We start from the raw sequence: 21,691 nt of genomic DNA on the forward strand, positions 1-21,691 counted from the left end.
AGGCTCACGCCTGCCCGGTGGTGCTCGGCTGACGCCAGCTCTTCACGCCTCGGTGCCCGGCATGAACTCGTGAGTGATGCTGGGGACGACCACCTGGCCGGTGGACTTGCCTTCCTCGTCCAGGATCCACCCCATCCGTTTCGGCATGCGCAGCGTGAGGATGCTCTTCACCGGAGTCATCCACGGCAGCTTCTCGACGAACCCGCGTTCCAGGCGCATCAGGTCTTCCGGAGAGTGAGCCATCGCCTGGAACACCAACTGTTCGGTGCCTGCGACAGAGAAGCACATGCGTAGTTCCGGCAACGTCGTCAACGACCGGACCGTGCGTTCGAGTTCCGCCTGCGGCACCGCGACGAACCACGTGCACACGAGTGGCCAGCGGGAACGAATCTGAGCGACCTCGCATCGGAAGGCGAGCAGGTCCGTGGACAGCAGCTTGCCGAGCTGGCGGCGGACCGTCGCCTCCTGCCGACCGGTGATGCGGGCGAGATCCGCCGCGCTGCGCCTGCCGTCGTGGGTGAGCCCCTCGATCAGCGGCCAGTACGCGTCGGGCACGGTCGCCGGTGCCGGATTCGTCTCCCGCCGTGTGATCCGGTGCAGCTCGGCCTGTTGTGTCGCGTCCAGCGCGTCGAGGCGCCAGCGGCTGCCCTCCCAATGAACCCGGGTGGCCACAGAGGTGTTGAGCCGCTGCACACCTGGAATCCGAGGTAGAACGTCGAGCCGGAACCGGGTGAGTTCGTCGTGGTCGTTGACCATCGACGTGACGATCAGGTCGCAGTCGTTCGCGGTCTCCTCCACGGTGATCGCGCGCGGGTCCGCGCACAGCCGCTCGACGGCCTCCGCCCGACGGGACGGCTCGACGTCGAGTTCGGTGAACGCGACGAGAACGTTGGTCAGGCGTCGCGCGGGATGCACGGTCACCCACGCCCGGCCCGTCGAGCGCAGCCGCGCCCACCGGGACGCCAGGGTCGTCGGTGTCGACCCGAGTACCCGCGCCAGGTCCACCCAGTTGCCGCGCGGCGCGATTTGCAGGGCGTGCAGGAGCGCGAGATCGTGTTCGTCGAGGGTGGGGCTCACGAAACACCTCCTGCGGCGGCTCTTCGTGCACGAATCTCTCGATTTCGCCGAAGAGCGGGTTTCACGCTCGCACACTTCGCCCCACTTGCCAACGCGTGAATGTCCGGCGAACCGGGAGGTCGTTGATGTCCGTTCTCGAAGATGCCCAGCAACTGCACGGGGATCTGAGCGTTCTGCGACATGCGTTGCATCGCGAACCCGAGATCGGCCTGCACCTTCCCCGCACCCAGGAGAAGGTCCTCGACGCGATCGACGGGCTCGGACTGGAGCTGAGCACGGGAACCGGAACCACGTCGGTCACCGGTGTGCTGCGCGGCAACGGCGACGGCCCGACGGTGCTCCTGCGTGGCGACATGGACGCCCTTCCGGTCCAGGAGAACACCGGAGTGGACTACACCTCCCGCGTCGACGACACGATGCACGCCTGCGGCCACGACCTGCACACCACGATGCTCGTCGGCGCCGCGCGACTGCTCGCCCAGCACCGCGACCGGCTCGGCGGCGACGTGGTGCTGATGTTCCAGCCCGGTGAGGAAGGCTGGGACGGCGCGCAGGTCATGGTCGACGAGGGCGTGCTCGACGCCGCCGGGAAGCGCGTCGACGCGGCCTACGGGATGCACGCCTTTTCGTCCCAAGTGCCGCAGGGAAGCTTCGTCACCCGCGCAGGCGAGATGCTCGCCGCCGCAGACGAGGTGCGGGTGACCGTCCTCGGCTCGGGCGGTCACGGCTCGGCGCCCCATTTCGCGCGGGACCCGGTGACCGCCGTCAGCGCCATGGTGACCGCCATGCAAACCCTGGTGACCCGCCGCTTCGACGTCTTCGACCCGGTGGTCATCTCCGTCGGCTCGCTGCACGCGGGCGCGACCAACAACGTCATCCCGGACACGGCGACGTTCTCGGCGACGGTGCGGACCTTCACGCAAACCGCGAGGGACCGCGCCGCGAACCTGATCCCCGAGGTTCTGCACGGCATCGCCGCCGCACACGGAGTCGGCGTCGAGGTCGACCACATCCCCGGCTACCCGCCCACCGTCACCGACGCCGACGAGACCGCGTTCGCGACCCGGACGATCGAAGAGCTCTTCGGCCCGCAGCGTCATCAGTCGCTGACCAACCCGCTGACCGGCTCCGAGGACTTCTCCCGCGTGCTCGACGCGGTGCCGGGCAGCTTCGTCGGGCTCGGAGCCGTGCCCGAGGACATCGACCCCGAACGCGCCCCCTACAACCATTCGCCGCTCGCCCGTTACGACGACGCCGTCCTCGCCGACGGTGCCGCGCTCTACGCCGAACTGGCTCTCGCCCGCACCCAGTCCTGAGCGTCCTGGTCGAGATCGCAAGGAGCACCAGCGCATGAATGCACCTCAGTCCGCGTCGACCGTGCCGCTGCGGAGCCGGCGCAAGGCGGTCGTCGCCGCCTCCATCGGCAACTTCATCGAGTGGTTCGAGTTCGCCCTCTACGGGTTCTTCGCCGCCGCGATCGCGATGAACTTCTTCCCCGGCGGGGACGGCGGATCGCTGATCCCGACGTTCGCCGCCTTCGGTGTCTCGTTCATCGCGCGCCCCGTGGGGGCGCTCGTGTTCGGTCACTTCGGCGACCGGATGGGCCGTCGCGGCACGCTCGCCGTCTCCATACTCGGAATGTCGGCGGCGACGTTCGTGATCGGCATCCTGCCCTCGTACGAGACGCTCGGGATCGTCGCCCCGATCATGCTGGTGCTCGCCCGCGTCGTCCAAGGGTTCTCGGCGGGCGGGGAATTCGGCGGTGCGACGGCGTTCATGGTGGAGTACGCACCGTCGAACCGCCGGGGGCTGTACGCGAGCTGGCAGTTCTTCACACAGTTCGTCGGCGGGTTCATGGCCGCGGCGGTCGGTGCCGGTCTCAGCAGCGTGCTCACCGAGGCCGACCTGAACGCGTGGGGGTGGCGAGTGCCGTTCATCGTCACCCTGCCGCTGGGTGTCATCGGGTTCTACCTGCGGCTGAAGCTGGACGAGACACCGCAGTTCACGCAGGACAAGCAGGAGTCCCACACCGCAGAAGCGCCGCTGCGGGAAGTGCTGCGGGACTATTGGCTGAGCATGCTCAAGGTGATGGGTCTGCTGATCACCGGCACGACCTCGACGTACATGATCCAGGCGTTCCTGCCCGCTTACCTCGTCGAGGAACTGGGCATGTCGTCGGCGCAGATGTTCACCGGAATGCTCACGGGAATGGTGCTGCTGTGCGCACTCATCCCGGTCTGGGCCCTGTTGTCCGACCGGTGGGGCAGGCGCAAGCCGCTCTTGGTGATCTCGCCGCTGCTGATGGTGATCTGTGCGGTGCCGGTGTTCGCGCTGTTCCAGCAGGCCACATTCCTGGCGACGATGATCGGCTACATCGTGCTGGCGGTGGTGCTCTCGCCGCTGACCGGCGCGCTGGCGATCACGCTCGCCGACGCGTTCCCCACCCGGGTCCGCTACAGCGGGCTGTCCGTGGTCTACAGCGTCGGGGTGTCGATCTTCGGCGGCTTCACTCCGTTGATCTTCGCCTACCTGGTGGAAGCCACCGGGAACCCGATCTCTCCCGGTTACTACCTCGCAGGCACCGCCGTCGTGTCGCTGATCGCGGCGCTGCTGTACCGGGAGGTCTCGTCCGGCGGTGCGTCGGAGGTGGCCGAGCAGAAGGACGGCGCCGAGCCCGCCACGAGCAGGGAAGGCGCGTGAGCGCGCTCGACCGCGCGTGATCGAGGCGTATCCTCGGGGCATGTTCGGACAGAGCCGCATGATCGATCCTGGCGAAGCCCTCCCGGGGCGTGCCGAGCCGATGCGCACCTCCGAGTACCACGCGGAGCTGCCCGACCGCAGGATCGTCGCCCCGTTCCCCGAGGGGACGGGCGTGGCGGTCGTCGGCATGGGCTGTTTCTGGGGCGCCGAACGCACGTTCTGGCGCGTCAACGGCGTGTACTCCACGGCCGTCGGCTACGCGGGCGGCTACACGCCCAACCCGACGTACGAAGAGGTGTGCAGTGGCCGGACCGGCCACGCCGAGGTCGTGCTGGTCGTCTTCGACCCCGAGGTGATCGGCTACTCGCAGCTGCTCAAGGTCTTCTGGGAGAACCACGACCCGACGCAGGGCCTGCGCCAGGGCAACGACCGCGGCAGCCAGTACCGCTCGGCGATCTACTTCACCGACGACGCCCAGCGGGAGGTCGCCGAAGCGAGCCGGGTGCAGTACCAGGCTGCGCTGGCCGACGCGGGCCACGGCCCGATCACCACCGAGATCGCGCTGCTGCAGGACTTCTACTACGCCGAGGACTACCACCAGCAGTACCTCTCCGACGCCAAGAACCCGCAGGGCTACTGCGGCATCGCGGGCACCGGCGTCGCGTGCCCGGTCGGCCTGCCCACCTGATCCGCGCGTGGTTCGTGCCGCCGGGTGACGCTGAGGGGTGTGGCGTTTGTGCCGTAGGGCACGCCTCGCATATGACCCGCCACGGCACGGCGAGCGGTACCGGACCACCTGCCCAGGTTCCAAGATTCCGCTGGGGCTGGGGCGAGGCCGTCCGATTGCGGGCTCGCGAGGTCGGGTCGATCATCCAGGGATGGCTGACAACGTGTATCGCGTGACCGAGGTCGTCGGAACGTCGTCGAGCGGAGTGGACGACGCGATCAAGAAGGGTGTGAAGCGAGCGTCGCAGACGTTGCGTGAGGTCGACTGGTTCGAGGTGACCGAGGTGCGCGGTCACGTCGAGAACGGCGAGGTGGCGCACATCCAGGTCGGGATGAAGGTCGGCTTCCGGCTGGATGAGTGATGTCACAGGTCTACAGGTTGTGCTGCGTTGGTGGTTCCGTAGCGGAACCTCAGCCCGCGGCTGGCTGCGGGATCGTCGACATCGAGTAGCGACCTACACCACGTCGACGCTGTCCTCGCCAGCCACGAGCTGAGAACCCGCCGGTGGCTGGTCTGCGTCGGCGGGCGGGAAAGCTGGCGGCGCAGTGTGCCTGCACCGTAGCCCTCAACCCGCGCACCCTCAGAGGGTTCAGTCCTCTGCGTCGAAGCCGCGCACCAGGGTCTTCGGGGCGGCGCGGCGCCAGGCGTCGGTGAGGATCTCGGCGAGTTCTTCGCGGTCGAGGGCGTCGAGTCGGAGCCGCATGAACCCGAACTTCTCGTCGTGCGTGGTCCAGGTGAACTTCTCCGGCTCCGCGGCGACGAGTTCGGCGCGTTCCTCCGGGCTGATCTTCACGCCGGGCCCGTGGGGGTCGCTCAGCGACGCGAAGATCTTGCCCCGGACTCGGAAGGTCGGCATGCCCCAGGCAGCCTTCTCCGAGGTGTCGGGCAGGGACAGTGCGATCTCGCGCAGGTCTGCCGGGCTGCTCATACCGGAAGCATCCACCGCCGTGCCCCTGCGGGCAAACACAAGACAGCCGCCGGGACCATGGTCACCGGCCTGCCTTGCGAGGCGCGAACTGGAACGCCGGAGACTCTCACTTTGCTGCGGCTGGGCACGTATGACCGTGCCCTACGGGCACCAAGGACAGTTCCCCAATGCACTCTCGGAGCGGATGACGGGATTCGAACCCGCGACCCTCACCTTGGCAAGGTGATGCGCTACCGCTGCGCTACATCCGCACTGTTGCGTGTCACCGGCCGTTTCCGTCCGGCGCCCACTACTTTAACCCATCGCCCGTCCGGCGTTCGACGGGGTGTCGTCGACTCGCGGCGACCGCGCTCTCACCGTGTCGAGCGATACGCGGGGGCCTGGTGGAGAACCGTCCGTGACCGCGGACGTCAAGGTCATCTACGCAGGTCACAGCTCTGTAGAGTGATGTGCGGCATGGTCGGGGGACGCGAGCCGGATTCGCTGTGCACCATCGGATCCGGATCCGGGGGAGGATGCGATGCACGACGACGTGGTCGACGGCACCGAGTTGCCCGAGAACGTGGACGCTCGGTTGCTGAACCGTCTCCGCGCGGGCGACGACACCGCTTACGACGAGCTGTACCGCAGACACGCGCCTGCCGTGCGTCGTTTCGTGCTCGGGACGCGGCGACCGGGCGTCGACGCCGACGACGCCGTCGCGGAGGTCTTCCTCCGTGTCCTGCGGGCGGTGCGCGCCGGGCACGGCCCGCGCGACTACGTGCGCACCTACCTGCTCACGGTCGTGCGCCGGGTGCTCGCCGAATGGAGTTCCGAGCGTCGTGCCCAGCCGATGCACAACGACGAACTCGGTGAGCGAGCAGGCCACCAGGCCGACCACCAGAGCACGCAGGCCGAGCGCGAACTGCTCGCCCGTGCCTTCACGCTGCTGCCCGCGAGATGGCGCGAAGTGCTGTGGCGGATGGAGGTCGAAGGACACCGCCCCGGCAGTATCGCGCAGGACATGGGGCTGACACCGAACGCGACGGCGGTGCTCGCGCACCGGGCGCGGCGCGGTCTCCGGGAGGCGTATCTGCAGGCGTCGTCGACACCGAAGCCACACGAGCCGCGCCGTCCGGCCGCCCCAACCTGCCGGGCCGGTCGCGCCTCGTCAGTCGACTACTGAATCTTCACCCGAAGAGTCGATGCCGCGCGCGGTACCGTGAGTCCACGCGCGGTGGCCCGCGCGGACTCAAGCGCGACGAGCGACGGCCCGCAAGGGGTGAGGCGAGGATGAACCGGGTGGTCCGCGGTTCCGACGGTCGAATGTGGCAAGTGAAGGCGAACCTCGAGTGGTCGAACCCGATCGCCGCCGACGAGTTCGAGCACGAGGTCAGCGGCGGTCCCGCGCCCGGCATCGTGATGGGCGGGATCCTGCTGTTCCTGGTGGTGCTGTTCGTCGCGTGGACGCCGCCCGAGGTGATCGTGCCGTTCTGGGTGGTCCTCGCACTGCTGGTCCTGGTGCTGTTCTTCCCGGTCCGCTGGCTGCTGCGGCGCCCGTGGACGGTCATGGCCGAGACTCCCGGTGACTCCGAAGACCACCCGCCCGAGCGCTGGGTCGGCGTCGTGCGCGGTGCGTTCCACGTGCGCGGAGAGGCGGCTCGCGTCGCCCGCAACATCGAGGTCTACGCCGAACCGGACGTCAACGGCCCACTCCAACCCGTCGAATAGCTCCGCGCCCATCGGAAAGAGGAATCGCGGAGTGATCTGCTGAGGTGGTTGAGTAGCGGAACCTCAGCTCGCGGCTGAGAACCCGCCGGTGGTTGCTGTGCGAAGGTGGTAGAAGACCTCTCCACGCGCTGTGTTCGACGAGCCCGTAACCCGCACGCCCTCTCGCTCCTTCCGGCACACTGGAAGCGTGCCGGAACTTCCCGAGGTCGAGGCGTTGGCGCAGCATCTGCGTACGTACGCCCGCGGTCGCGAGGTGAGCAGGGTCGACGTCGCCTCGCTCAGCGTCCTCAAGACCGTCAGCCCGTCGTGGACCGAGCTGCACGGGCGGCAGGTCACGGACGTGGCGCGGCACGGCAAGTACCTCGACATGGAGTGCGCCGGGCTGCACCTCGTCGTGCACCTCGCCCGGGCGGGATGGCTCCGGTGGTCCGACGAACTCGCGCCGGCCCCGCCGAAGCAGGGACGCGGGCCGATCGGGATGCGCGTGCACCTCGGCGGGCCCGGCTTCGACCTCACCGAAGCGGGGACGCAGAAGAAACTCGCCGTGTGGATCGTGGCGGGTCCGGCAGAGGTGCCGGGCATCGCGAAACTCGGTCCGGACGCCTCGACCGTCGACCCGGACACGTTCGCGGCGATCCTCGACGGCCGGACCGAGCGGATCAAGACGGTGCTGACCAGCCAGTCGATGCTTGCCGGGATCGGCAACGCCTACTCCGACGAGATCCTGCACGCGGCGCGGCTCTCCCCGTTCGCGGTCGCGGGAAAGCTCGACGACGACACGGTGCGGCGTCTGCACGAGTCCGTGCGGGAGATCCTCGACGACGCGGTGCGGCGCTCCGTCGGCCAGGACGCCGCCCGGCTGAAGGCCGAGAAGCGCACGGGAATGCGGGTGCACGGTCGTGTCGGCCTGCCGTGCCCGGTGTGCGGCGACGTGGTCCGCGAGGTCTCGTTCAGCGAACGGTCGTTGCAGTACTGCGCGACCTGCCAGACCGGCGGCAAGCCGCTCGCGGACCGGCGGCTGTCCCGGCTGCTCAAGTAGCGGCCTGGCAGGCGTACGGGGACGGCGGTTCTCGCGGCCGGCTTGCGGGATCGCCGAGTGGCGTCCTGCACCAGCTCGACGCTGTCCTCGCCCATCCCGAGGTGAGAACCAGCCGGGGGCGGTGTGCCTCGGCACGACCAGTACCGCCCCGCACGGCTCCGAACGGGTGAACCGTTTGTCGATCACCCGGGGTGATTCTCTTGATTCTCCCAGTGCACTCCGGGGATCATGGCCGGGTGCTGGAGCTGTTGACCGAGCGGACGGTGCTGACCACGCTCGCAGCGCTCGCCGTACTCGGGATGTTCTTGCTGCTGTGCCGGGCGCGTCGGGTGAGTACCTCGGTGGAGGACGCGACCCTGGCCGCGCTGCACCGGGTGACGACTGCGGCTCCGCACCTGCGAGAGGGCCTGACCGAGGAGTCGGCGGACAAGGTCGCCCCGCACCTGCGCGCGCTGCTGTCCTGTGTGGCCGTCGGGGTCGTCGACGTCGACGGCACCCTGCTGAGCTGGGACGGCGAGGCCAACCAGCACTATGAGGACCTCCGCCGCAAGATCGAGACGGTGGTGCGGACCGGTAAGACCGGCTACGTCGCGCACGGGGACCTGCCGTGCGACCAGCGTCCCTGCCTGATGCGACACGCCGTGATCGTGCCGCTGCAGGTGGAGGGGGCCAACCGCGGGGCGTTGGTGATCATCGCGGGCGGTGATCGCAGACGGCTGCAGCACGCGGCCGAGGAGGTCGCCCTGCACGTCTCCACGCACTTGGAACTCGCCGAGCTGCAGGAGTCGAAGGAACGCCTCGCCCACGCCGAGGTCCGTGCCCTGCGGGCGCAGATCTCGCCGCACTTCATCTACAACGCGCTCAACACGATCTCCGCGCAGACCCGTACCGACCCCGAGTACGCCCGCGACCTGTTGCAGGACTTCGCCGACTTCACCCGCTACTCGTTCCGCAGCAGCGGCTTGTACACGACGCTGGCCGACGAGATCCGCAACATCGACCGTTATCTGACGCTGGAGCGCGCCCGGTTCGGCACCGACCGGCTGAAGGTGCAGTTGCGGATCGCGCCCGAGGTGCTGCCGGTCGTGGTGCCGTTCCTCGCGTTGCAGCCGTTGGTGGAGAACGCGGTGCGGCACGGTCTGGCGAACAAGCCCGGTGGCGGGACGGTCTCGGTGATCGCCGAGGACCACGGCGCCGAAGCGCTGATCAGCGTCGACGACGACGGTATCGGCATGGATCCGGAACGGCTCGACGACGAACTCGCCAACGCCCACCTCACCGGCGCGCATGTCGGACTCGGAAACATCAACAACCGGATGCGGGCGACGTTCGGCTATGACTACGGGCTCGTGGTCGAGACCGAGCAGGACGCGGGCATGAAGGTGATCATGCGGGTGCCGAAGTTCTCGCCGGGTGTGCGGCCGGTGCCCGCGCAGGATCTCGACGAGCCGGAGGTCGAGGTGCCCGCCTCGCAGGCAGGCGTCTGAGAGGGCATTGTGGAACTTAAGTGGGTGGTCCGGTACCGCCCCAGGTCGGCCTCCTGCCTTGCACGGCACGAACCGGAACGCCGGAGCCTCTCACCTTGCCGAGACCTGCCCTGACGGCATCAGGACAAGACCAAAGACAGGCACCGACGGCGGCGCGGGGTCGTCCGGCGGCCGGCCGGGTAACGTCGAGGCATGACCGACGCGCCGCAGAAGTTCAACCGTCTGATCACCGACAAGCTCTCCTCCCGGCTGCCCGCGAAGATCGCCGAACGCACCGAGCGTGGCCCGGTCGTGGCCGTGGTGAAGTTGCACGGGGTGATCACGCCGCAGCCGTCGCCGGTGAGCCGCTCGGTGATCTCGCTGCAGGCCGTCGAATCGGCGCTGACTCGCGCGTTCGGTCACGACCGGCTCGCTGCGGTCGCGTTGTCGATCAACTCGCCGGGTGGAGCGCCGACGCAGTCCGCGCTGGTGGCCGACCGCATCCGCGGTCTCGCCAAGGAGAAGAACGTGCCGGTCGTCGCGTTCTGCGAGGACGTCGCGGCCTCCGGCGGCTACTGGCTCGCGTGCGCGGGCGACGAGGTGTACGCGCACGGGACGTCGATGGTCGGGTCGGTCGGCGTGGTGACCACGAGTTTCGGCGTCGACGGGCTGCTGGAGCGCTACGGGGTCGAGCGTCGCGTGTACACGGCGGGCAACGCAAAAATGCGGCTCGACCCGTTCAGCCCGGAGAAGACCGAGGACGTCGAGTGGCTCAAGGGCATGCAGTCCGAGCTGCACGGACAGTTCACCGACTGGGTGCGCGAGCGGCGTGGGAACAAGCTCGTCGGCTCCGACGAGGACTTGTTCTCGGGTGAGGTGTGGACGGGTACCCGCGCGAAGGAACTCGGGCTCGTCGACGGGCTCGGAACCCTGCGCAGCATCGTGCAGGAACGGTTCCCCGACGCGCACATCGTGTCGGTGGAGGGACGCAAGCCGCTGCTCGCGCGGCTCGGCGTCGGCGGTCCCACGACGCGGTTCGGTGCGAATCCGGCCGAGGCGATGCAGGCGGCGGTGGAGTCCGTCGAACACCGTGCCCTGTGGTCGCGTTTCGGCCTGTGACCCCTCTGAGTAGGCGTTTTGGAACTTGGGGGTCGGTGGTCCGGTACCGCCGCCCCAAGGCGGTTTTTCTCTCCGCCTACGCACGTTCCGCTACGGAACCACCTACGCAGATCAATCCGCACCCTTTCCACCCTGATCTTCGTACGCGCGGGCGATCCACCGGTTCTCGGTTCCACAACGGTGATCGACCCGGCGTGGACACTCAGCCCGCAGCACGGCAAGATGTGGCCTTACCGTGAGTACTCGACAGAACACCGCAGGCCTCGTCGTTCTCGCCGTCGACGACGAGCGGGACGGCCTGAACGAAATGCAGTACCAGCTGGGCCGCAACGCCCGCGTCGCGCAGGTGCTCACCGCGTTCGACGCCGCCGAGGCACTGCGCCTGGTCCGCTGCGACGGCGGCGACGGTGAGGCCTCCACAGTGGACGCGGTGTTCGCAGACGTCTCGATGCCCGGCCTCAGCGGCATGGAACTGGCCCGCGTGCTCACCGCGTTCAAGAACCCGCCCGCCCTCGTGTTCATCACCGGGCACGAGGAGAACGCGCTGGAGGCGTGGGAAGTCGGCGCGCTCGACTACATCATGAAACCCGCCAACGCCGAGCGCATCGATCGTGCACTCCGGCTGATCGAACGCACCAGGGCGCTCGACGCCGAGCCGGACGCGGCCCCGGCGGCTGCCGCGCAGCCGGAGTCCGAGGAGGTCATCCCCGTCGAGCTGGCGGGCACGACGAAACTCGTGCCTCGGTCGTCGGTGCGCTGGGTCGAGGCCCAGGGCGACTACGCCCGGCTGCACACCACGGAAGGTTCGCACCTGGTGCGCATTCCGCTGGCACAGCTGGAGGAACGCTGGGCCGATGCCGGGTTCGTGCGCATCCACCGCTCCTACCTGGTGTCGCTGAGCCTGGTCAGCGAGCTGCGGATGGTCGCGTCGGGCTACTCCGTGCTCGTCGGAGGCGGGGAACCGAAGGAACTGCCCGTCAGCCGCCGGCACACCCGCGAGCTCAAGGACCGGCTGGTGCGCGCGCCGCGCAACACCTGGGGGGCGCAGTGACCGGTGTCGGGCTCCCGGTGGCCGGACCGTGAGCAGGAGCCCTGACGAGCCGACGCGGCCCAGCCAGTCGGCACGACCCGCGCCGCCCTTTCGCGGCCGCCACGGCTCCCACCGGCAGGCCGACCGGTCCCGGACGGATCGGGGTTCGCTGTCCGACCGCCTCGGCGTTCCGGACCGCTTCGGCGACGCCGTGCGGAACCTGCGGCGCGACTCCGGGGCGCCGCGGCGTAAGCGGGTCGTCCTCGCCGACCGGCGCGGTGTTCGACCCGTTCAGCGCACCGTGGTCGACCTCGGGGAGCGACCGGGCGTCGGCGAGTCCCTGGTGCGGCTGCTGATTCGCAACCAGCTCCGGACCGCGCTGGTGCTCGGCGGACTCGCGGCGCTCGCGTTGGCCGGCCTGCCGCTGCTGTTCTGGCTGTTGCCGGAGTTCGCCGCGGCGAGCGTGTTCGGAGTGCGCCTGAGCTGGCTGCTGCTCGGCGTCCTGCCGTTCCCGTTCCTGCTGGGGATCGGGTTCGTGAGCACCCGCATCGCCGAGCGCCACGAGCGGGACTTCGTCAATCTGGTCGAGCGCTGAGCGTGCGGGCGGTGGACGTGCACGGCTGGCCCGTCGGGGCGTGGGCCGTCGAGGGTGGATTCGGCACCCACTCGGCGACGGTCGGCTGGACACTGGCTGGTGTCGCCGCGATGGTCGTCGCGACGTTCGCGCTCGGCGTGTGGGGTGCGCGCACGGCGCGGACCACCTCGGACTTCCTGGCCGCACGGCGACTGGTCGGGGTGGAGCGCAACGCGGCGGCGATCTCGGGCGAGTACCTGTCGGCGGCGTCGTTCTTGGGGATCGCCGGTCTGGTGCTCAAGGACGGGGTGGACGCGCTGTGGTTCCCGATCGGGTTCGCGGCCGGATACGTGGCCCTGCTGTTGTTCGTCGCCGCCCCGCTGCGCCGCTCCGGCGCGTACTCGTTGCCGGATTTCGCCGAGGCGCGGCTGGAATCGCTGCGGTTGCGGTGGTTGACGACGGTGGTGGTCGTCCTCATCGGATGGATGTATCTCGTGCCGCATCTGCAGGGCGCCGGCGTGGTGTTCACCGCGGTGAGTGGGTGGCCGCAGTGGGTCGGTGTCGTGGTCGTGGCCGGCTCGGTCGTGGTGAGCGTCCTCGGCGGCGGAATGCGGGCCGTGACCCTCGTTCAGGCTTTTCAGTACTGGGCGAAGATCTTCGCGATCACGCTGCCCGCATTCGCGTTGATCGCGATGTTCCTGGCGTCCGAGTCGCCGTACCGGCGAGGGCTGGACGCCCCGCTGCCGCCCACGTTCGAACGCGACACGACGGTGAGCGTCGAGACTCAGGTCCGGGTCCAGGTCGTCGAACCCGTGTGGCTGGAAGTCACCGAAGGGGCCCGAGAAGGACCCGTCGGTGTCGGCGTCGTCCATCTGGCGCCGGGAACGCACACGATCCCCTCGGGCACCGAGATGCGGTTCCCGGCCGGAACGGCCGTCCCGGTGGTCTCCGACGCGGACCCGGACAACGCCTCGTGGCTGCAGCCGTCCTCCGACGGCCCGACCGGCCTGTTCGGGACGTATTCGCTGATCACCGCGTTGTTCCTGGGCACGATGGGGTTGCCGCACGTCCTGGTGCGCTACTACACGAACCCGAGCGGGCACACCGCGCGGCGGACCACGCTCTACGTGCTGGCGCTGTTGGGCACCTTCTACCTGTTCCCGACGATCTTCGGGCTGCTGTCCCGATTCTTCGTGCCGAAGTTGCTGGTGACGGGCGAGACCGACGCGGCGGTGCTGATGTTGCCGCAGGCGATGATCGGCGGAGGGCTGGGCGGCGTCCTGGCGGCGGTGACGGCGGCGGGGGCCTTCGCCGCGTTCCTGTCGGCCTCCACCGGTCTGCTGGCCGCGATCGCCGGCGTGTTCTCGACCGACGTCGTGCGGTCGCGGACCGTGGATTTCCGGCTGGTGACGTTGTTCGCGGCCGCGGTTCCGGTGGGAGTCGCACTGATGCTGCCCGCAGGGGACATCGCCGAGGGGGTCGGGCTGGCGTTCGCGATGGCCGCATCGACGTTCTGCCCGCTGCTCGTGCTCGGCATCTGGTGGCGCGGTCTGACCGCCGCGGGAGCGGCGAGTGGTGTGGTCGTGGGCGGCGGCCTCGTGCTGCTGGCCGCGCTGCTCGGAGTGGCCTACGACGACCCGGAGTCGTGGTCCTCGGTGGTGACCTCGCGCCCCGCTGCGGTTACCGTGCCGCTCGCGTTCCTGGTGAGCTGGGTCGTGAGCAAGGGAACCGCCGCACGCGTGCCGTCGTTCGTTTCGAGCATCATGCTGCGCATGCACACGCCCGACCGGCTCGGGGCCGTCGATGACAGTGCCGGGGACGAGGACGCCGTCACCGGTCGTCACCGAAGCTGACCGCCGTCCACATCCCGAGAATCACCCCGCCGGAGCAGGGCGCCGGAGTGCGGCCTCAACAGGAGAAACGGGTGTTCATTCGATCGTAGTAATTCATTCTCCCGTCCGGTCTTCCCGGAGCGGGCTCCACCTCCGTAGCGTGACGAGGCTACTACCGACGGCTCAATGTGTGGGAACCTGTCTCACCACCTGAGCTGTTTACCCGTCAACGGAAGGGGAGCCGTGAGCACTACGGACCAACCGGGGTCCGGGGGCGGCATCGACGCCGAAACCTGGGCCGCCGCACGTCAGAGCCCTGAATTCGAGCTGCTTCGCACACGCTTGCGGAACTTCGTCTTCCCGGTATCGGTCGGCTTCCTCGCCTGGTACCTGGTGTACGTGCTGCTCGCCGACTACGCGCACGGCTTCATGAGCATCAAGCTCGTCGGCAACATCAACGTCGGCCTCGTACTCGGCCTGCTCCAGTTCGTGTCCACGTTCGCGATCACGGCCTGGTACGTCCGCTACGCCGACACGAAGCTCGACCCGCTGGCCGACGAGATCCGTGAGCGCGTCGAAGGAGGCGCCGACAAGTGAGCACACCCGTCCTTGCCGACAGCCCCGTCCTCGCCGACAGCTCTGCCTTCGCAGGCACTGCCGTCCTCGCGCAGGTCAACGAGGTCACCGCGAACCGGTGGCTCAACATCGGCATCTTCGCGCTGTTCGTCGCGTTCACCATGGTGATCGTGTTCCGCGCGAGCAAGAACACCAAGACCGCCACCGACTACTACGCCGCCGGGCGCGCGTTCTCCGGGCCGCAGAACGGCATCGCGATCTCCGGTGACTACCTCTCCGCCGCGTCGTTCCTCGGGATCGCCGGCGCCATCGCCGTCTACGGCTACGACGGCTTCCTGTACTCGATCGGCTTCCTGGTGGCGTGGCTCGTCGCGCTGCTGCTCGTCGCCGAACTGCTGCGCAACACCGGCCGGTTCACGATGGCCGACGTGCTCAGCTTCCGGATGCGGGAGCGTCCGGTGCGCGTCGCCGCCTCCACCTCGACGCTGGCCGTGTCGTTCTTCTACCTGCTGGCACAGATGGCCGGTGCGGGCGGGCTCATCGCCCTGCTGCTGGGCATCACCAACACGTTCGGCCAGTCGCTGGTCATCGCGGTCGTCGGCGCACTGATGATCGTCTACGTGATGGTCGGCGGGATGCGCGGCACCACCTGGGTGCAGATCATCAAGGCGGCGCTGCTCATCACCGGTGCCTTCGCCATGACGATCTGGGTCCTGGCACTGTTCGGATTCAATCTCTCGGAGCTGCTCGGTGCCGCCGTCGAGCGCGCGGGTGACGGCGGCGAGGAGCTGCTCAACCCGGGTGCCCAGTACGGCGAGACCGCCGCCTCGCGGCTGGACTTCGTGTCCCTGGGTATCGCCCTGGTGCTCGGTACCGCCGGACTGCCGCACGTGCTGATGCGCTTCTACACCGTGCCGACCTCCAAGGAGGCCCGCCGCTCGGTGGTCTGGGCGATCTGGCTGATCGGCGCGTTCTACCTGTTCACGCTGGTGCTCGGCTACGGGGCGGGTGCACTCGTCGGACCGGAGACGATCCAGAACGCTCCCGGCGGGGTGAACTCCGCGGCGCCGCTGCTGGCCTTCGAGATCGGCGGGCCGCTGCTGCTCGGGTTCATCTCGGCGGTCGCGTTCGCCACGATCCTCGCGGTCGTGGCCGGTCTGACGATCACGGCCTCCGCGTCGTTCGCGCACGACATCTACACCAGCGTGCTCAAGCGCAGCACGACGGAGGACAAGAAGGGCGAGGTCCGGGTCGCCCGGATCACCGCAGGCGTCATCGGTGTCGTCTCCATCCTCGGCGGTATCGCCGCCAACGGTCAGAACATCGCGTTCCTGGTCGCGCTGGCGTTCGCGGTCGCGGCCTCGGCGAACCTGCCGACGCTGCTGTACTCGCTGTTCTGGCGACGGTTCAACACCACCGGTGCGCTGTGGAGCATCTACGGCGGTCTCACGATCACGATCCTGCTGATCGTGTTCTCGCCGGCGGTCTCCGGTGACGAGGAGGCGATGTTCCCGATGGTGGACTTCGCGCTGTTCCCGCTGAAGAACCCGGGTCTGATCTCGATCCCGGCCTCGTTCCTGCTCGGCTACCTCGGCACGATCTTCAGCAAGGAGTCGGCCGACCCGGAGAAGCAGACCGAGATGGAGGTCCGCTCCCTCACCGGTGCCGGCTCGGAAAAAGCCGTCTCCCAACACTGATCCATCAGGCGAACGGCACTCTCGCCCCGTCACGTGGGGCGAAAGTGCCGTTCGCCCCATCATCGTTCTGGTGCGAACGGCACTCTCGCCTCGTCTCGTGGGGTGAAAGTGCCGTTCGCTCCATGTTCGGGTGAGGGTGCCGGCTGCCTGGCGTGGGGGACGGCCCCATCATCGCTTTGGTGCGAACGGCACTTTCGCCTCGTGTGGTGGGGTGAAAGTGCCGTTCGCCTCGGGCTGGGGAACGGACGTTGCTGGGTGGGTGGCACCCTCACGCGGGCGCAACGGGGTTCATGGCAGCATCGAGGCGTGACTACCCCGATGCAGGTGCCCGGAATGCAGCCGGAAGATCTCCCCGCCGAGGTCCCCTCCGCGAACAGCGCGCTGCTCGACGTCCGCGAACAGGAGGAGTGGGACGCCGGCCACGCGCCTGGCGCGGTGCACATCCCGATGGCCGAGATCCCGCAGCGCCTCGACGAGGTGCCCGAAGCCGACCAGGTGTTCGTGATCTGCCGCTCGGGTGGGCGCTCGTCGAAGGTCACCGCCTACCTCAACGCGAACGGGTGGGACGCGGTGAACGTCGAACGCGGCATGAACGGCTGGTCCGCCGGTGGCCGCCCCGTCGTCACCGACACCCCCGACGCCGAGGCGTACGTGCTCTGATGAACCGACCGCCGGGTCCGCCGCGCCGGATGGAGTGGGTCGCCTCTCCACCCGACGGCCACCGGCCGCGACCCCGTCGCAGGCCTGCCCAGCCGTACGCGGGCCCGCCGTCGTACCCGGCGGTGCCTCGCTGGGGGTTCCCGACCCTGACGTGGCGCTGGCCGCTCGCGCTGCCCACCGGCAGTCAGGCCGACCCGGTGCAGCGCGTGGCGTCGCTGGGCGCGACCGCCGTGTCGACGCTGTGGATCACTGCCGTGCTCGCGGGGCTGTCCGCACTGGCGGAAGGGTGGCGCTACGTGCTGCTGCTGCGCAGCCGGGGCGAAGCGCTGCCGCAGGCGCGGTTGGCGGTCTCCGACGCGCTGGTGACCACGACCGGCGTCCTCACCTGGCTGCTGGGCGTGCTCTGCGGCGTCACGGTGGTGTTGTGGGCACTGCGGGCGCGCGCCGTGGCGCGGGACCGCACCGGGACCCGCGACGAGCGTCCCGACTGGCAGGTCGTCGCGGGCGTGCTGGTGCCGGGCCTCAACCTCGCCGTCCCGGGGTCGGTGCTCGCGGAACTGGAGCACACCGGACTCGTCGGAGAAGGCGCGCGTGAACCCGCCGACCGGCCAAGGCCGACGAGGCTCGTGATCGCGTGGTGGATCGCGTGGGCGGCCACTCTGCTGCTCGGCTGGCTGACCTTCGCGTGGAGTTTCCGCGGCGGTGTCCAGGCCCTGGCCGACGGCGTGCTCCTGCATTTCTGGAACAACGTCGCCGTCGTCGTCGCCGCCGTGCTCACCGTCCGCGTCGTGAAGTACCTGACGGCCGTGCTCACTCCGCCCGATCCCACGACGCTGCGCCGGATGCGCGTGCTCGACGCCTCCGTCGGAAGTACGAGCGAACGCGCCCCACGCCCCGAAGGTTCCCGGCGGTAGCGGCCTGAGAGGGCATTTCGGAACTGGCTTGTGTGCCCGTCGAGCACGGTCATACGCGATCAGCCTCGGCACGGTGAGGGGCTCCGGCGTTCGGAGTTCGTGCCTCGCAAGGCAGGGGTTCTCGCCGCGTACGTGTGGTACTCAAGAGGACCCCAACGCGGCGAGGCGCGAACTGGGGCGGCGGTACCGGACCACCTCCCCAAGTCCCCATCGCGCTCTCAGGTTGGCGTGCGGAACCTCGCGGCGATGGCCGAGGGCGCATGGACGCTCCAGACTGGTCCGCGGGAGGGGCACCCGAGCGGAGGCGGCGAGACCATGACCGAGACGCGACCCGAGCGCGAGCCGACCAGCGAGACACCGCAGTCGAACGAGCGGCCTCCGGGCGTCACCGACGAGGTGGTTCTCGCCGTCGGCAGGCTCACCGAGGCGTTGGAAACCGTCGAACGCGCACGCGGGCACCTCTACGAGTTCCACCAGCTCTGCGGGTCGGCCGACGCCAAGCTCGCCGACGCGATCGAGCAACTCCGCGACGCCGGACAGTCGGACACGGCGCAGGAGCTCCAGCGTGACCTGCTCGGCCGCAACGTGGCGCCCGACCGTTGGAGTTTCCAGGTCGTGGAGGAGTACGACGACGGCTACTGGTCACCGTTCCGGGAGCACGAACGCAGGGTGCGGGAGTTCCTGCTCGACGGGCGCCGCCACGTCGCCGAGGCCGAGATGAAGGAGCGCGAACGTTCCCGACCCAGCGAGGCGTGAGTCTTTTTGGTTGCTATAGCCACCAAAAAGACTCACGCCTCCGGTGGGAACGGGAAGACGGCGGGACTGCGGTGTCCGGACGCGGCCACCGCGCGGACGCCGAAGATCACGTTGTCCTTGGACAGGTCGATGGTGGCGCTGGTCGTGTCGCCGACCGCGATCACGTGCGTCCAGAACGGTTCCGCCGTCGGACGCCACACCACCTCGTAGCCCTCGGGGGCGGTGCCGGAGCCGGGAGACCACGACAGGGTCGTGTCGTTGGTCAGGCCGCTGGTGTCGACGACCACGTCCCGGGGCACGCTCGGGGCCTGGGCCAACGGCCACAGGGTCGCGGCGTTCACGCGTGCCACACCAGCGATGTAGCCGAAGTCGCAGAACTCCGGCAGGTCGCCGTACTGGACTCCGCCCTCCTCGCGGACGTCCTGGTGCTGATGGGCGTAGTCCTCGTTCGGTTCGGTGAAGCGCGCCGCGGGGAAGCCCTCCTCGAGGAACGCCCTGTGGTCCCCGCCCCGCAGGTATCGGTCGAGCCGGTAGATCACCCGCACGTCCATGCCGGTCGCCGACCGATGTCCGTTCTCGTGGACGAATCGACCCAACTGGCGCGCGGGCGAGTCGTTGTCACCGCCGATGGTCCGCCTCGTCTCCGCCCGCTCTGGGGCCTCCGTGGTGGGAGGCCCCTGGGCGAAGAGACGGACGCTACGCGGGTCGCGAGTGCCGTCGTCGGCCGTGCTGCTGCCGACGATGTCGCAGGTGAACATGCCCTGGACGTCGGAGCCCGCCTCGGCGAACTGCCGCGCCAGGAAGGCCGCTCCGTAGAGGCCTTGTTCCTCGCCCGCCACCGCCGCGAACACCAGCGTCGCCTGGGAGCGCCGGGTGGCCGTGATGCGGGCGAGTTCCATCGCCACCGCGACACCGGACGCGTCGTCGTCGGCTCCGGGCGCGTCGCTCGTGGCGTCCATGGGGTCGCTGGCGCGGGAGTCGTAGTGACCCGACACGACGTAGACGCGGTTCGGGTCGGTGTCCCCGCGCAGGGTCGCCACGACGTTGCTGATCCGGGTCGGTTCGGGAATGCGAGAGGCCGGTTCCTGCACGTAGGAAGGCACGGTCACGGTCATGCGCCCACCGGAGGCCTCGGCGTAGCGGCGCATCTCCTCGGCGATCCAGTCGCGGGCCGCGCCGACACCCCGTTCGGGATCGTCCTGTGCGGACAGGGTGTGCCTGGTGCCGAACGAGGCGAGCTTGCGCACGATCGCCTCGATGCGCTGCTCGTCGACCTCGGCCAGGATCGCCCGCAACTCGGCGTCCGGCTGGTGCGGTCGCACTCGCTCGCCCGGTCCGTCCGGCCAGTCGTTTCCCGCGCCGTTTCCCGGCTGTGCGGCGGCCGTCCCCGGCAGCACGTGCGTACCGACCGCCCCGGCCGTAACGGCGGCGGAGGACAGCAGGAAGTTGCGCCGGTTCGGCGCGGTAGGACGGTCGTCGTTCGGTGTGCCCCCGGTCGGCTGCTGGCTCATTCCCGCATCTCCTCGAAATCGGTACGGGCGTACTGAGATGAAGTCGCCCATCGTGGCACGGTCGATCGCCCGTTCGTACCGTCAAACGAGGGAATCGCGGCGCGTTCGGAGCACGGACGGCTCAGCCGACCGGCAGGGCGCGCAGGCCGCGGATCACGAACTCCGGCCGCCGCTGAGGCTCGCCGGTGAGGTGCAGGCCCGGCCGCCGACGCACCAGTTCCTCCAGCGCCGTCTGCGCTTCGAGCCGGGCCAGCGGCGCGCCGAGGCAGTAGTGCAGCCCTGCCCCGAAACCGAGGTGCGGGTTCGGGGACCGGGTGATGTCGAGCCGCTCCGGTCGATCGAAGACGTCGGGATCGTGAGCGGCGGCACCCAGCAGCACTGCGATCTTCTCACCCTCACGCACCCGGTGTCCGGCGATGTCGACATCGGCGACGGCGGTGCGTTCGAACAGTTGCAGCGGTGAGTCGAAGCGGATCAGTTCGTCCACCGCGGAGGGTGCGAGACCGGGGTCGGTGACGAGCCGCCGCCACTGCTCGGGATGCCGGAGCAGCGCCAGCACCCCGTTCGCCAGCAGGTTGACGCTCGCCTCGTGTCCGGCCATGAGCAGCAGCACCGCCGTGGCGACCATCTCGTCCTCGTGCAGCTGCTCGCCCGGAGTCGCCACCAGGTCGCTGATCAGGTCCTCGCCGGGGTGTGCGCGCCGGTGGGCCGCGAGCTCGCGAAGGTACGCGACGAACTCGGCCGAGGCGGTCTCCGCCGCGAGGCGCTGCTGTTCGCCGACGCCGGGCTCGTACATCTTCACGATCGCGTGTGACCACGCGGGCAACAACGGCCGGTCGCTGTCGGGAACCCCGAGCAGTTCGGCGATCACCGCCACCGGCAACGGCGCCGCGACCTGCTCCACGAGCTCGCCGTCGAGTCCGTCGACGAGGTCGGCGACGACGGCGCGGATCGGCTCCCGGAGTTTGTCGACGTGTCCGCGCCCGAACGCGGCACTGACGAGCCTGCGCAGTCTGGTGTGCACCGGCGGCTCGTTCTCCAGCATCGAGTTCCGGTGCAGGAGGTTGAACATGCGGAACTGCTCGGCAGGCTGCGCGTCCGTCCACACTCGACCGAGCTGGCGCGACCGCAGTGCAGCAGAGCCTGCCGCGTGCGAGACCGTCACCGCGCCGAGTTGCGGGTGCTCGTGCACGTCGCCGCATTCCCGCAGCTCGGCGAAGAACGGATACGGATCCCGGAGAAAGCCTGCGTCGGTCACGTCGAACACGCCACGACCCTAGCCGCAGCGTAAGGCCGTGCCGCCCGCATCGACCCGCACACGCCCGGTCCGCTAGCGTCGACGGCACCGACCGCGCGGTGGCCCGGTGTCGTCGCC

At 69.4% G+C, this 21,691-nt stretch carries 21 protein-coding genes and 1 tRNA gene; 17 read left to right on the forward strand and 5 right to left on the reverse strand.

The window, feature by feature from the left end:
* Positions 1-42: 42 nt before the first annotated feature.
* Positions 43-1,077 (reverse strand): Lrp/AsnC family transcriptional regulator, encoded by a 1,035-nt coding sequence (locus GIY23_RS00400; RefSeq protein ID WP_154074849.1) that lies wholly within the window; start codon positions 1,075-1,077, stop codon positions 43-45.
* Between the two features lie 125 nt (positions 1,078-1,202).
* Between GIY23_RS00400 and GIY23_RS00405 the strand changes: the two genes are divergently transcribed.
* The 4 genes from GIY23_RS00405 (at position 1,203) to GIY23_RS00420 (ending at position 4,865) form a co-directional block, all read left to right on the forward strand.
* A complete protein-coding gene (locus GIY23_RS00405; protein WP_154074850.1) occupies positions 1,203-2,393 on the forward strand; it encodes a M20 metallopeptidase family protein in 1,191 nt (396 codons plus the stop codon).
* Between the two features lie 34 nt (positions 2,394-2,427).
* On the forward strand, positions 2,428-3,777 hold the full coding sequence (locus GIY23_RS00410) for an MFS transporter (RefSeq protein WP_154074851.1): 1,350 nt from the start codon (positions 2,428-2,430) through the stop codon (positions 3,775-3,777).
* Between the two features lie 40 nt (positions 3,778-3,817).
* Positions 3,818-4,465: a peptide-methionine (S)-S-oxide reductase MsrA gene (msrA, locus tag GIY23_RS00415; RefSeq protein ID WP_154074852.1), complete on the forward strand. Its 648-nt coding sequence runs from the start codon at positions 3,818-3,820 to the stop codon at positions 4,463-4,465.
* 190 nt (positions 4,466-4,655) lie between these two features.
* The gene (locus tag GIY23_RS00420; RefSeq protein WP_154074853.1) at positions 4,656-4,865 is read left to right on the forward strand and encodes a dodecin; all 210 of its coding nucleotides are present in this window, start codon (positions 4,656-4,658) and stop codon (positions 4,863-4,865) included.
* A gap of 228 nt (positions 4,866-5,093) precedes the next feature.
* On the opposite strand, the gene GIY23_RS00425 is transcribed toward GIY23_RS00420, so the two are convergent.
* Positions 5,094-5,432 (reverse strand): MmcQ/YjbR family DNA-binding protein, encoded by a 339-nt coding sequence (locus tag GIY23_RS00425; RefSeq protein WP_154074854.1) that lies wholly within the window; start codon positions 5,430-5,432, stop codon positions 5,094-5,096.
* Positions 5,433-5,611: 179 nt separating this feature from the next.
* Positions 5,612-5,683: transfer RNA gene (locus tag GIY23_RS00430), tRNA-Gly, on the reverse strand.
* 269 nt (positions 5,684-5,952) lie between these two features.
* Between GIY23_RS00430 and GIY23_RS00435 the strand changes: the two genes are divergently transcribed.
* The 13 genes from GIY23_RS00435 to GIY23_RS00495 all read left to right on the forward strand — a co-directional run bounded on the left by GIY23_RS00435 (position 5,953) and on the right by GIY23_RS00495 (position 18,805).
* Positions 5,953-6,597 carry an RNA polymerase sigma factor gene (locus GIY23_RS00435; RefSeq protein ID WP_154074855.1) on the forward strand — a complete coding sequence of 215 codons (645 nt, stop codon included), beginning with the start codon at positions 5,953-5,955 and terminating at the stop codon, positions 6,595-6,597.
* Positions 6,598-6,704: 107 nt separating this feature from the next.
* Positions 6,705-7,142, forward strand: coding sequence for a DUF983 domain-containing protein (locus tag GIY23_RS00440; RefSeq protein WP_154074856.1), 438 nt, complete (start codon positions 6,705-6,707; stop codon positions 7,140-7,142).
* Between the two features lie 187 nt (positions 7,143-7,329).
* Complete coding sequence (locus GIY23_RS00445) at positions 7,330-8,181, forward strand: Fpg/Nei family DNA glycosylase (RefSeq protein ID WP_154074857.1); 852 nt, start codon at positions 7,330-7,332, stop codon at positions 8,179-8,181.
* Between the two features lie 299 nt (positions 8,182-8,480).
* Positions 8,481-9,668 (forward strand): sensor histidine kinase, encoded by a 1,188-nt coding sequence (locus GIY23_RS00450; RefSeq protein WP_154078496.1) that lies wholly within the window; start codon positions 8,481-8,483, stop codon positions 9,666-9,668.
* 192 nt (positions 9,669-9,860) lie between these two features.
* Positions 9,861-10,766, forward strand: a complete 906-nt coding sequence (locus GIY23_RS00455; RefSeq protein ID WP_154074858.1) for a S49 family peptidase — start codon at positions 9,861-9,863, stop codon at positions 10,764-10,766.
* Positions 10,767-11,001: 235 nt separating this feature from the next.
* The gene (locus GIY23_RS00460; protein ID WP_187351972.1) at positions 11,002-11,817 is read left to right on the forward strand and encodes a LytR/AlgR family response regulator transcription factor; all 816 of its coding nucleotides are present in this window, start codon (positions 11,002-11,004) and stop codon (positions 11,815-11,817) included.
* 28 nt (positions 11,818-11,845) lie between these two features.
* Positions 11,846-12,391 carry a hypothetical protein gene (locus GIY23_RS00465; protein ID WP_228717464.1) on the forward strand — a complete coding sequence of 182 codons (546 nt, stop codon included), beginning with the start codon at positions 11,846-11,848 and terminating at the stop codon, positions 12,389-12,391.
* 110 nt (positions 12,392-12,501) lie between these two features.
* A complete protein-coding gene (locus tag GIY23_RS00470) occupies positions 12,502-14,223 on the forward strand; it encodes a sodium/solute symporter (protein ID WP_154078499.1) in 1,722 nt (573 codons plus the stop codon).
* A 258-nt stretch (positions 14,224-14,481) separates the two neighbouring features.
* Complete coding sequence (locus GIY23_RS00475) at positions 14,482-14,799, forward strand: DUF485 domain-containing protein (RefSeq protein WP_407646884.1); 318 nt, start codon at positions 14,482-14,484, stop codon at positions 14,797-14,799.
* Between the two features lie 140 nt (positions 14,800-14,939).
* A complete protein-coding gene (locus GIY23_RS00480) occupies positions 14,940-16,475 on the forward strand; it encodes a solute symporter family protein (RefSeq protein WP_222850293.1) in 1,536 nt (511 codons plus the stop codon).
* A gap of 333 nt (positions 16,476-16,808) precedes the next feature.
* Positions 16,809-17,135, forward strand: coding sequence for a rhodanese-like domain-containing protein (locus GIY23_RS00485; RefSeq protein WP_154078500.1), 327 nt, complete (start codon positions 16,809-16,811; stop codon positions 17,133-17,135).
* Complete coding sequence (locus GIY23_RS00490; RefSeq protein WP_228717467.1) at positions 17,135-18,049, forward strand: DUF4328 domain-containing protein; 915 nt, start codon at positions 17,135-17,137, stop codon at positions 18,047-18,049. Before GIY23_RS00485 ends, GIY23_RS00490 begins: the two co-directional genes overlap by 1 nt.
* Positions 18,050-18,364: 315 nt before the next feature.
* Positions 18,365-18,805 (forward strand): hypothetical protein, encoded by a 441-nt coding sequence (locus tag GIY23_RS00495; RefSeq protein WP_154074861.1) that lies wholly within the window; start codon positions 18,365-18,367, stop codon positions 18,803-18,805.
* A gap of 32 nt (positions 18,806-18,837) precedes the next feature.
* On the opposite strand, the gene GIY23_RS00500 is transcribed toward GIY23_RS00495, so the two are convergent.
* Both GIY23_RS00500 and GIY23_RS00505 read right to left on the reverse strand, forming a co-directional pair.
* The gene (locus GIY23_RS00500) at positions 18,838-20,316 is read right to left on the reverse strand and encodes a M28 family metallopeptidase (RefSeq protein WP_154074862.1); all 1,479 of its coding nucleotides are present in this window, start codon (positions 20,314-20,316) and stop codon (positions 18,838-18,840) included.
* 121 nt (positions 20,317-20,437) lie between these two features.
* A complete protein-coding gene (locus GIY23_RS00505; protein ID WP_154074863.1) occupies positions 20,438-21,583 on the reverse strand; it encodes a cytochrome P450 in 1,146 nt (381 codons plus the stop codon).
* Positions 21,584-21,691: the final 108 nt, after the last annotated feature.

Source organism: Allosaccharopolyspora coralli (assembly GCF_009664835.1).
In the GTDB taxonomy this organism is placed as follows: Bacteria; Actinomycetota; Actinomycetes; order Mycobacteriales; family Pseudonocardiaceae; genus Allosaccharopolyspora; species Allosaccharopolyspora coralli.

Excerpts from the sequence above, each read along its gene's own strand:
- GIY23_RS00405 (WP_154074850.1), top strand. The coding sequence starts at position 1,203 with ATGTCCGTTCTCGAAGATGCCCAGCAACTGCACGGGGATCTGAGCGTT.
- GIY23_RS00410 (WP_154074851.1), top strand. The coding sequence starts at position 2,428 with ATGAATGCACCTCAGTCCGCGTCGACCGTGCCGCTGCGGAGCCGGCGC.
- msrA (WP_154074852.1), top strand. The coding sequence starts at position 3,818 with ATGTTCGGACAGAGCCGCATGATCGATCCTGGCGAAGCCCTCCCGGGG.
- GIY23_RS00420 (WP_154074853.1), top strand. The coding sequence starts at position 4,656 with ATGGCTGACAACGTGTATCGCGTGACCGAGGTCGTCGGAACGTCGTCG.
- GIY23_RS00425 (WP_154074854.1), bottom strand. The coding sequence starts at position 5,432 with ATGAGCAGCCCGGCAGACCTGCGCGAGATCGCACTGTCCCTGCCCGAC.
- GIY23_RS00435 (WP_154074855.1), top strand. The coding sequence starts at position 5,953 with ATGCACGACGACGTGGTCGACGGCACCGAGTTGCCCGAGAACGTGGAC.
- GIY23_RS00440 (WP_154074856.1), top strand. The coding sequence starts at position 6,705 with ATGAACCGGGTGGTCCGCGGTTCCGACGGTCGAATGTGGCAAGTGAAG.
- GIY23_RS00450 (WP_154078496.1), top strand. The coding sequence starts at position 8,481 with ATGTTCTTGCTGCTGTGCCGGGCGCGTCGGGTGAGTACCTCGGTGGAG.
- GIY23_RS00455 (WP_154074858.1), top strand. The coding sequence starts at position 9,861 with ATGACCGACGCGCCGCAGAAGTTCAACCGTCTGATCACCGACAAGCTC.
- GIY23_RS00470 (WP_154078499.1), top strand. The coding sequence starts at position 12,502 with ATGGTCGTCGCGACGTTCGCGCTCGGCGTGTGGGGTGCGCGCACGGCG.
- GIY23_RS00480 (WP_222850293.1), top strand. The coding sequence starts at position 14,940 with ATGGTGATCGTGTTCCGCGCGAGCAAGAACACCAAGACCGCCACCGAC.
- GIY23_RS00485 (WP_154078500.1), top strand. The coding sequence starts at position 16,809 with ATGCAGCCGGAAGATCTCCCCGCCGAGGTCCCCTCCGCGAACAGCGCG.
- GIY23_RS00490 (WP_228717467.1), top strand. The coding sequence starts at position 17,135 with ATGAACCGACCGCCGGGTCCGCCGCGCCGGATGGAGTGGGTCGCCTCT.
- GIY23_RS00495 (WP_154074861.1), top strand. The coding sequence starts at position 18,365 with ATGACCGAGACGCGACCCGAGCGCGAGCCGACCAGCGAGACACCGCAG.
- GIY23_RS00500 (WP_154074862.1), bottom strand. The coding sequence starts at position 20,316 with ATGAGCCAGCAGCCGACCGGGGGCACACCGAACGACGACCGTCCTACC.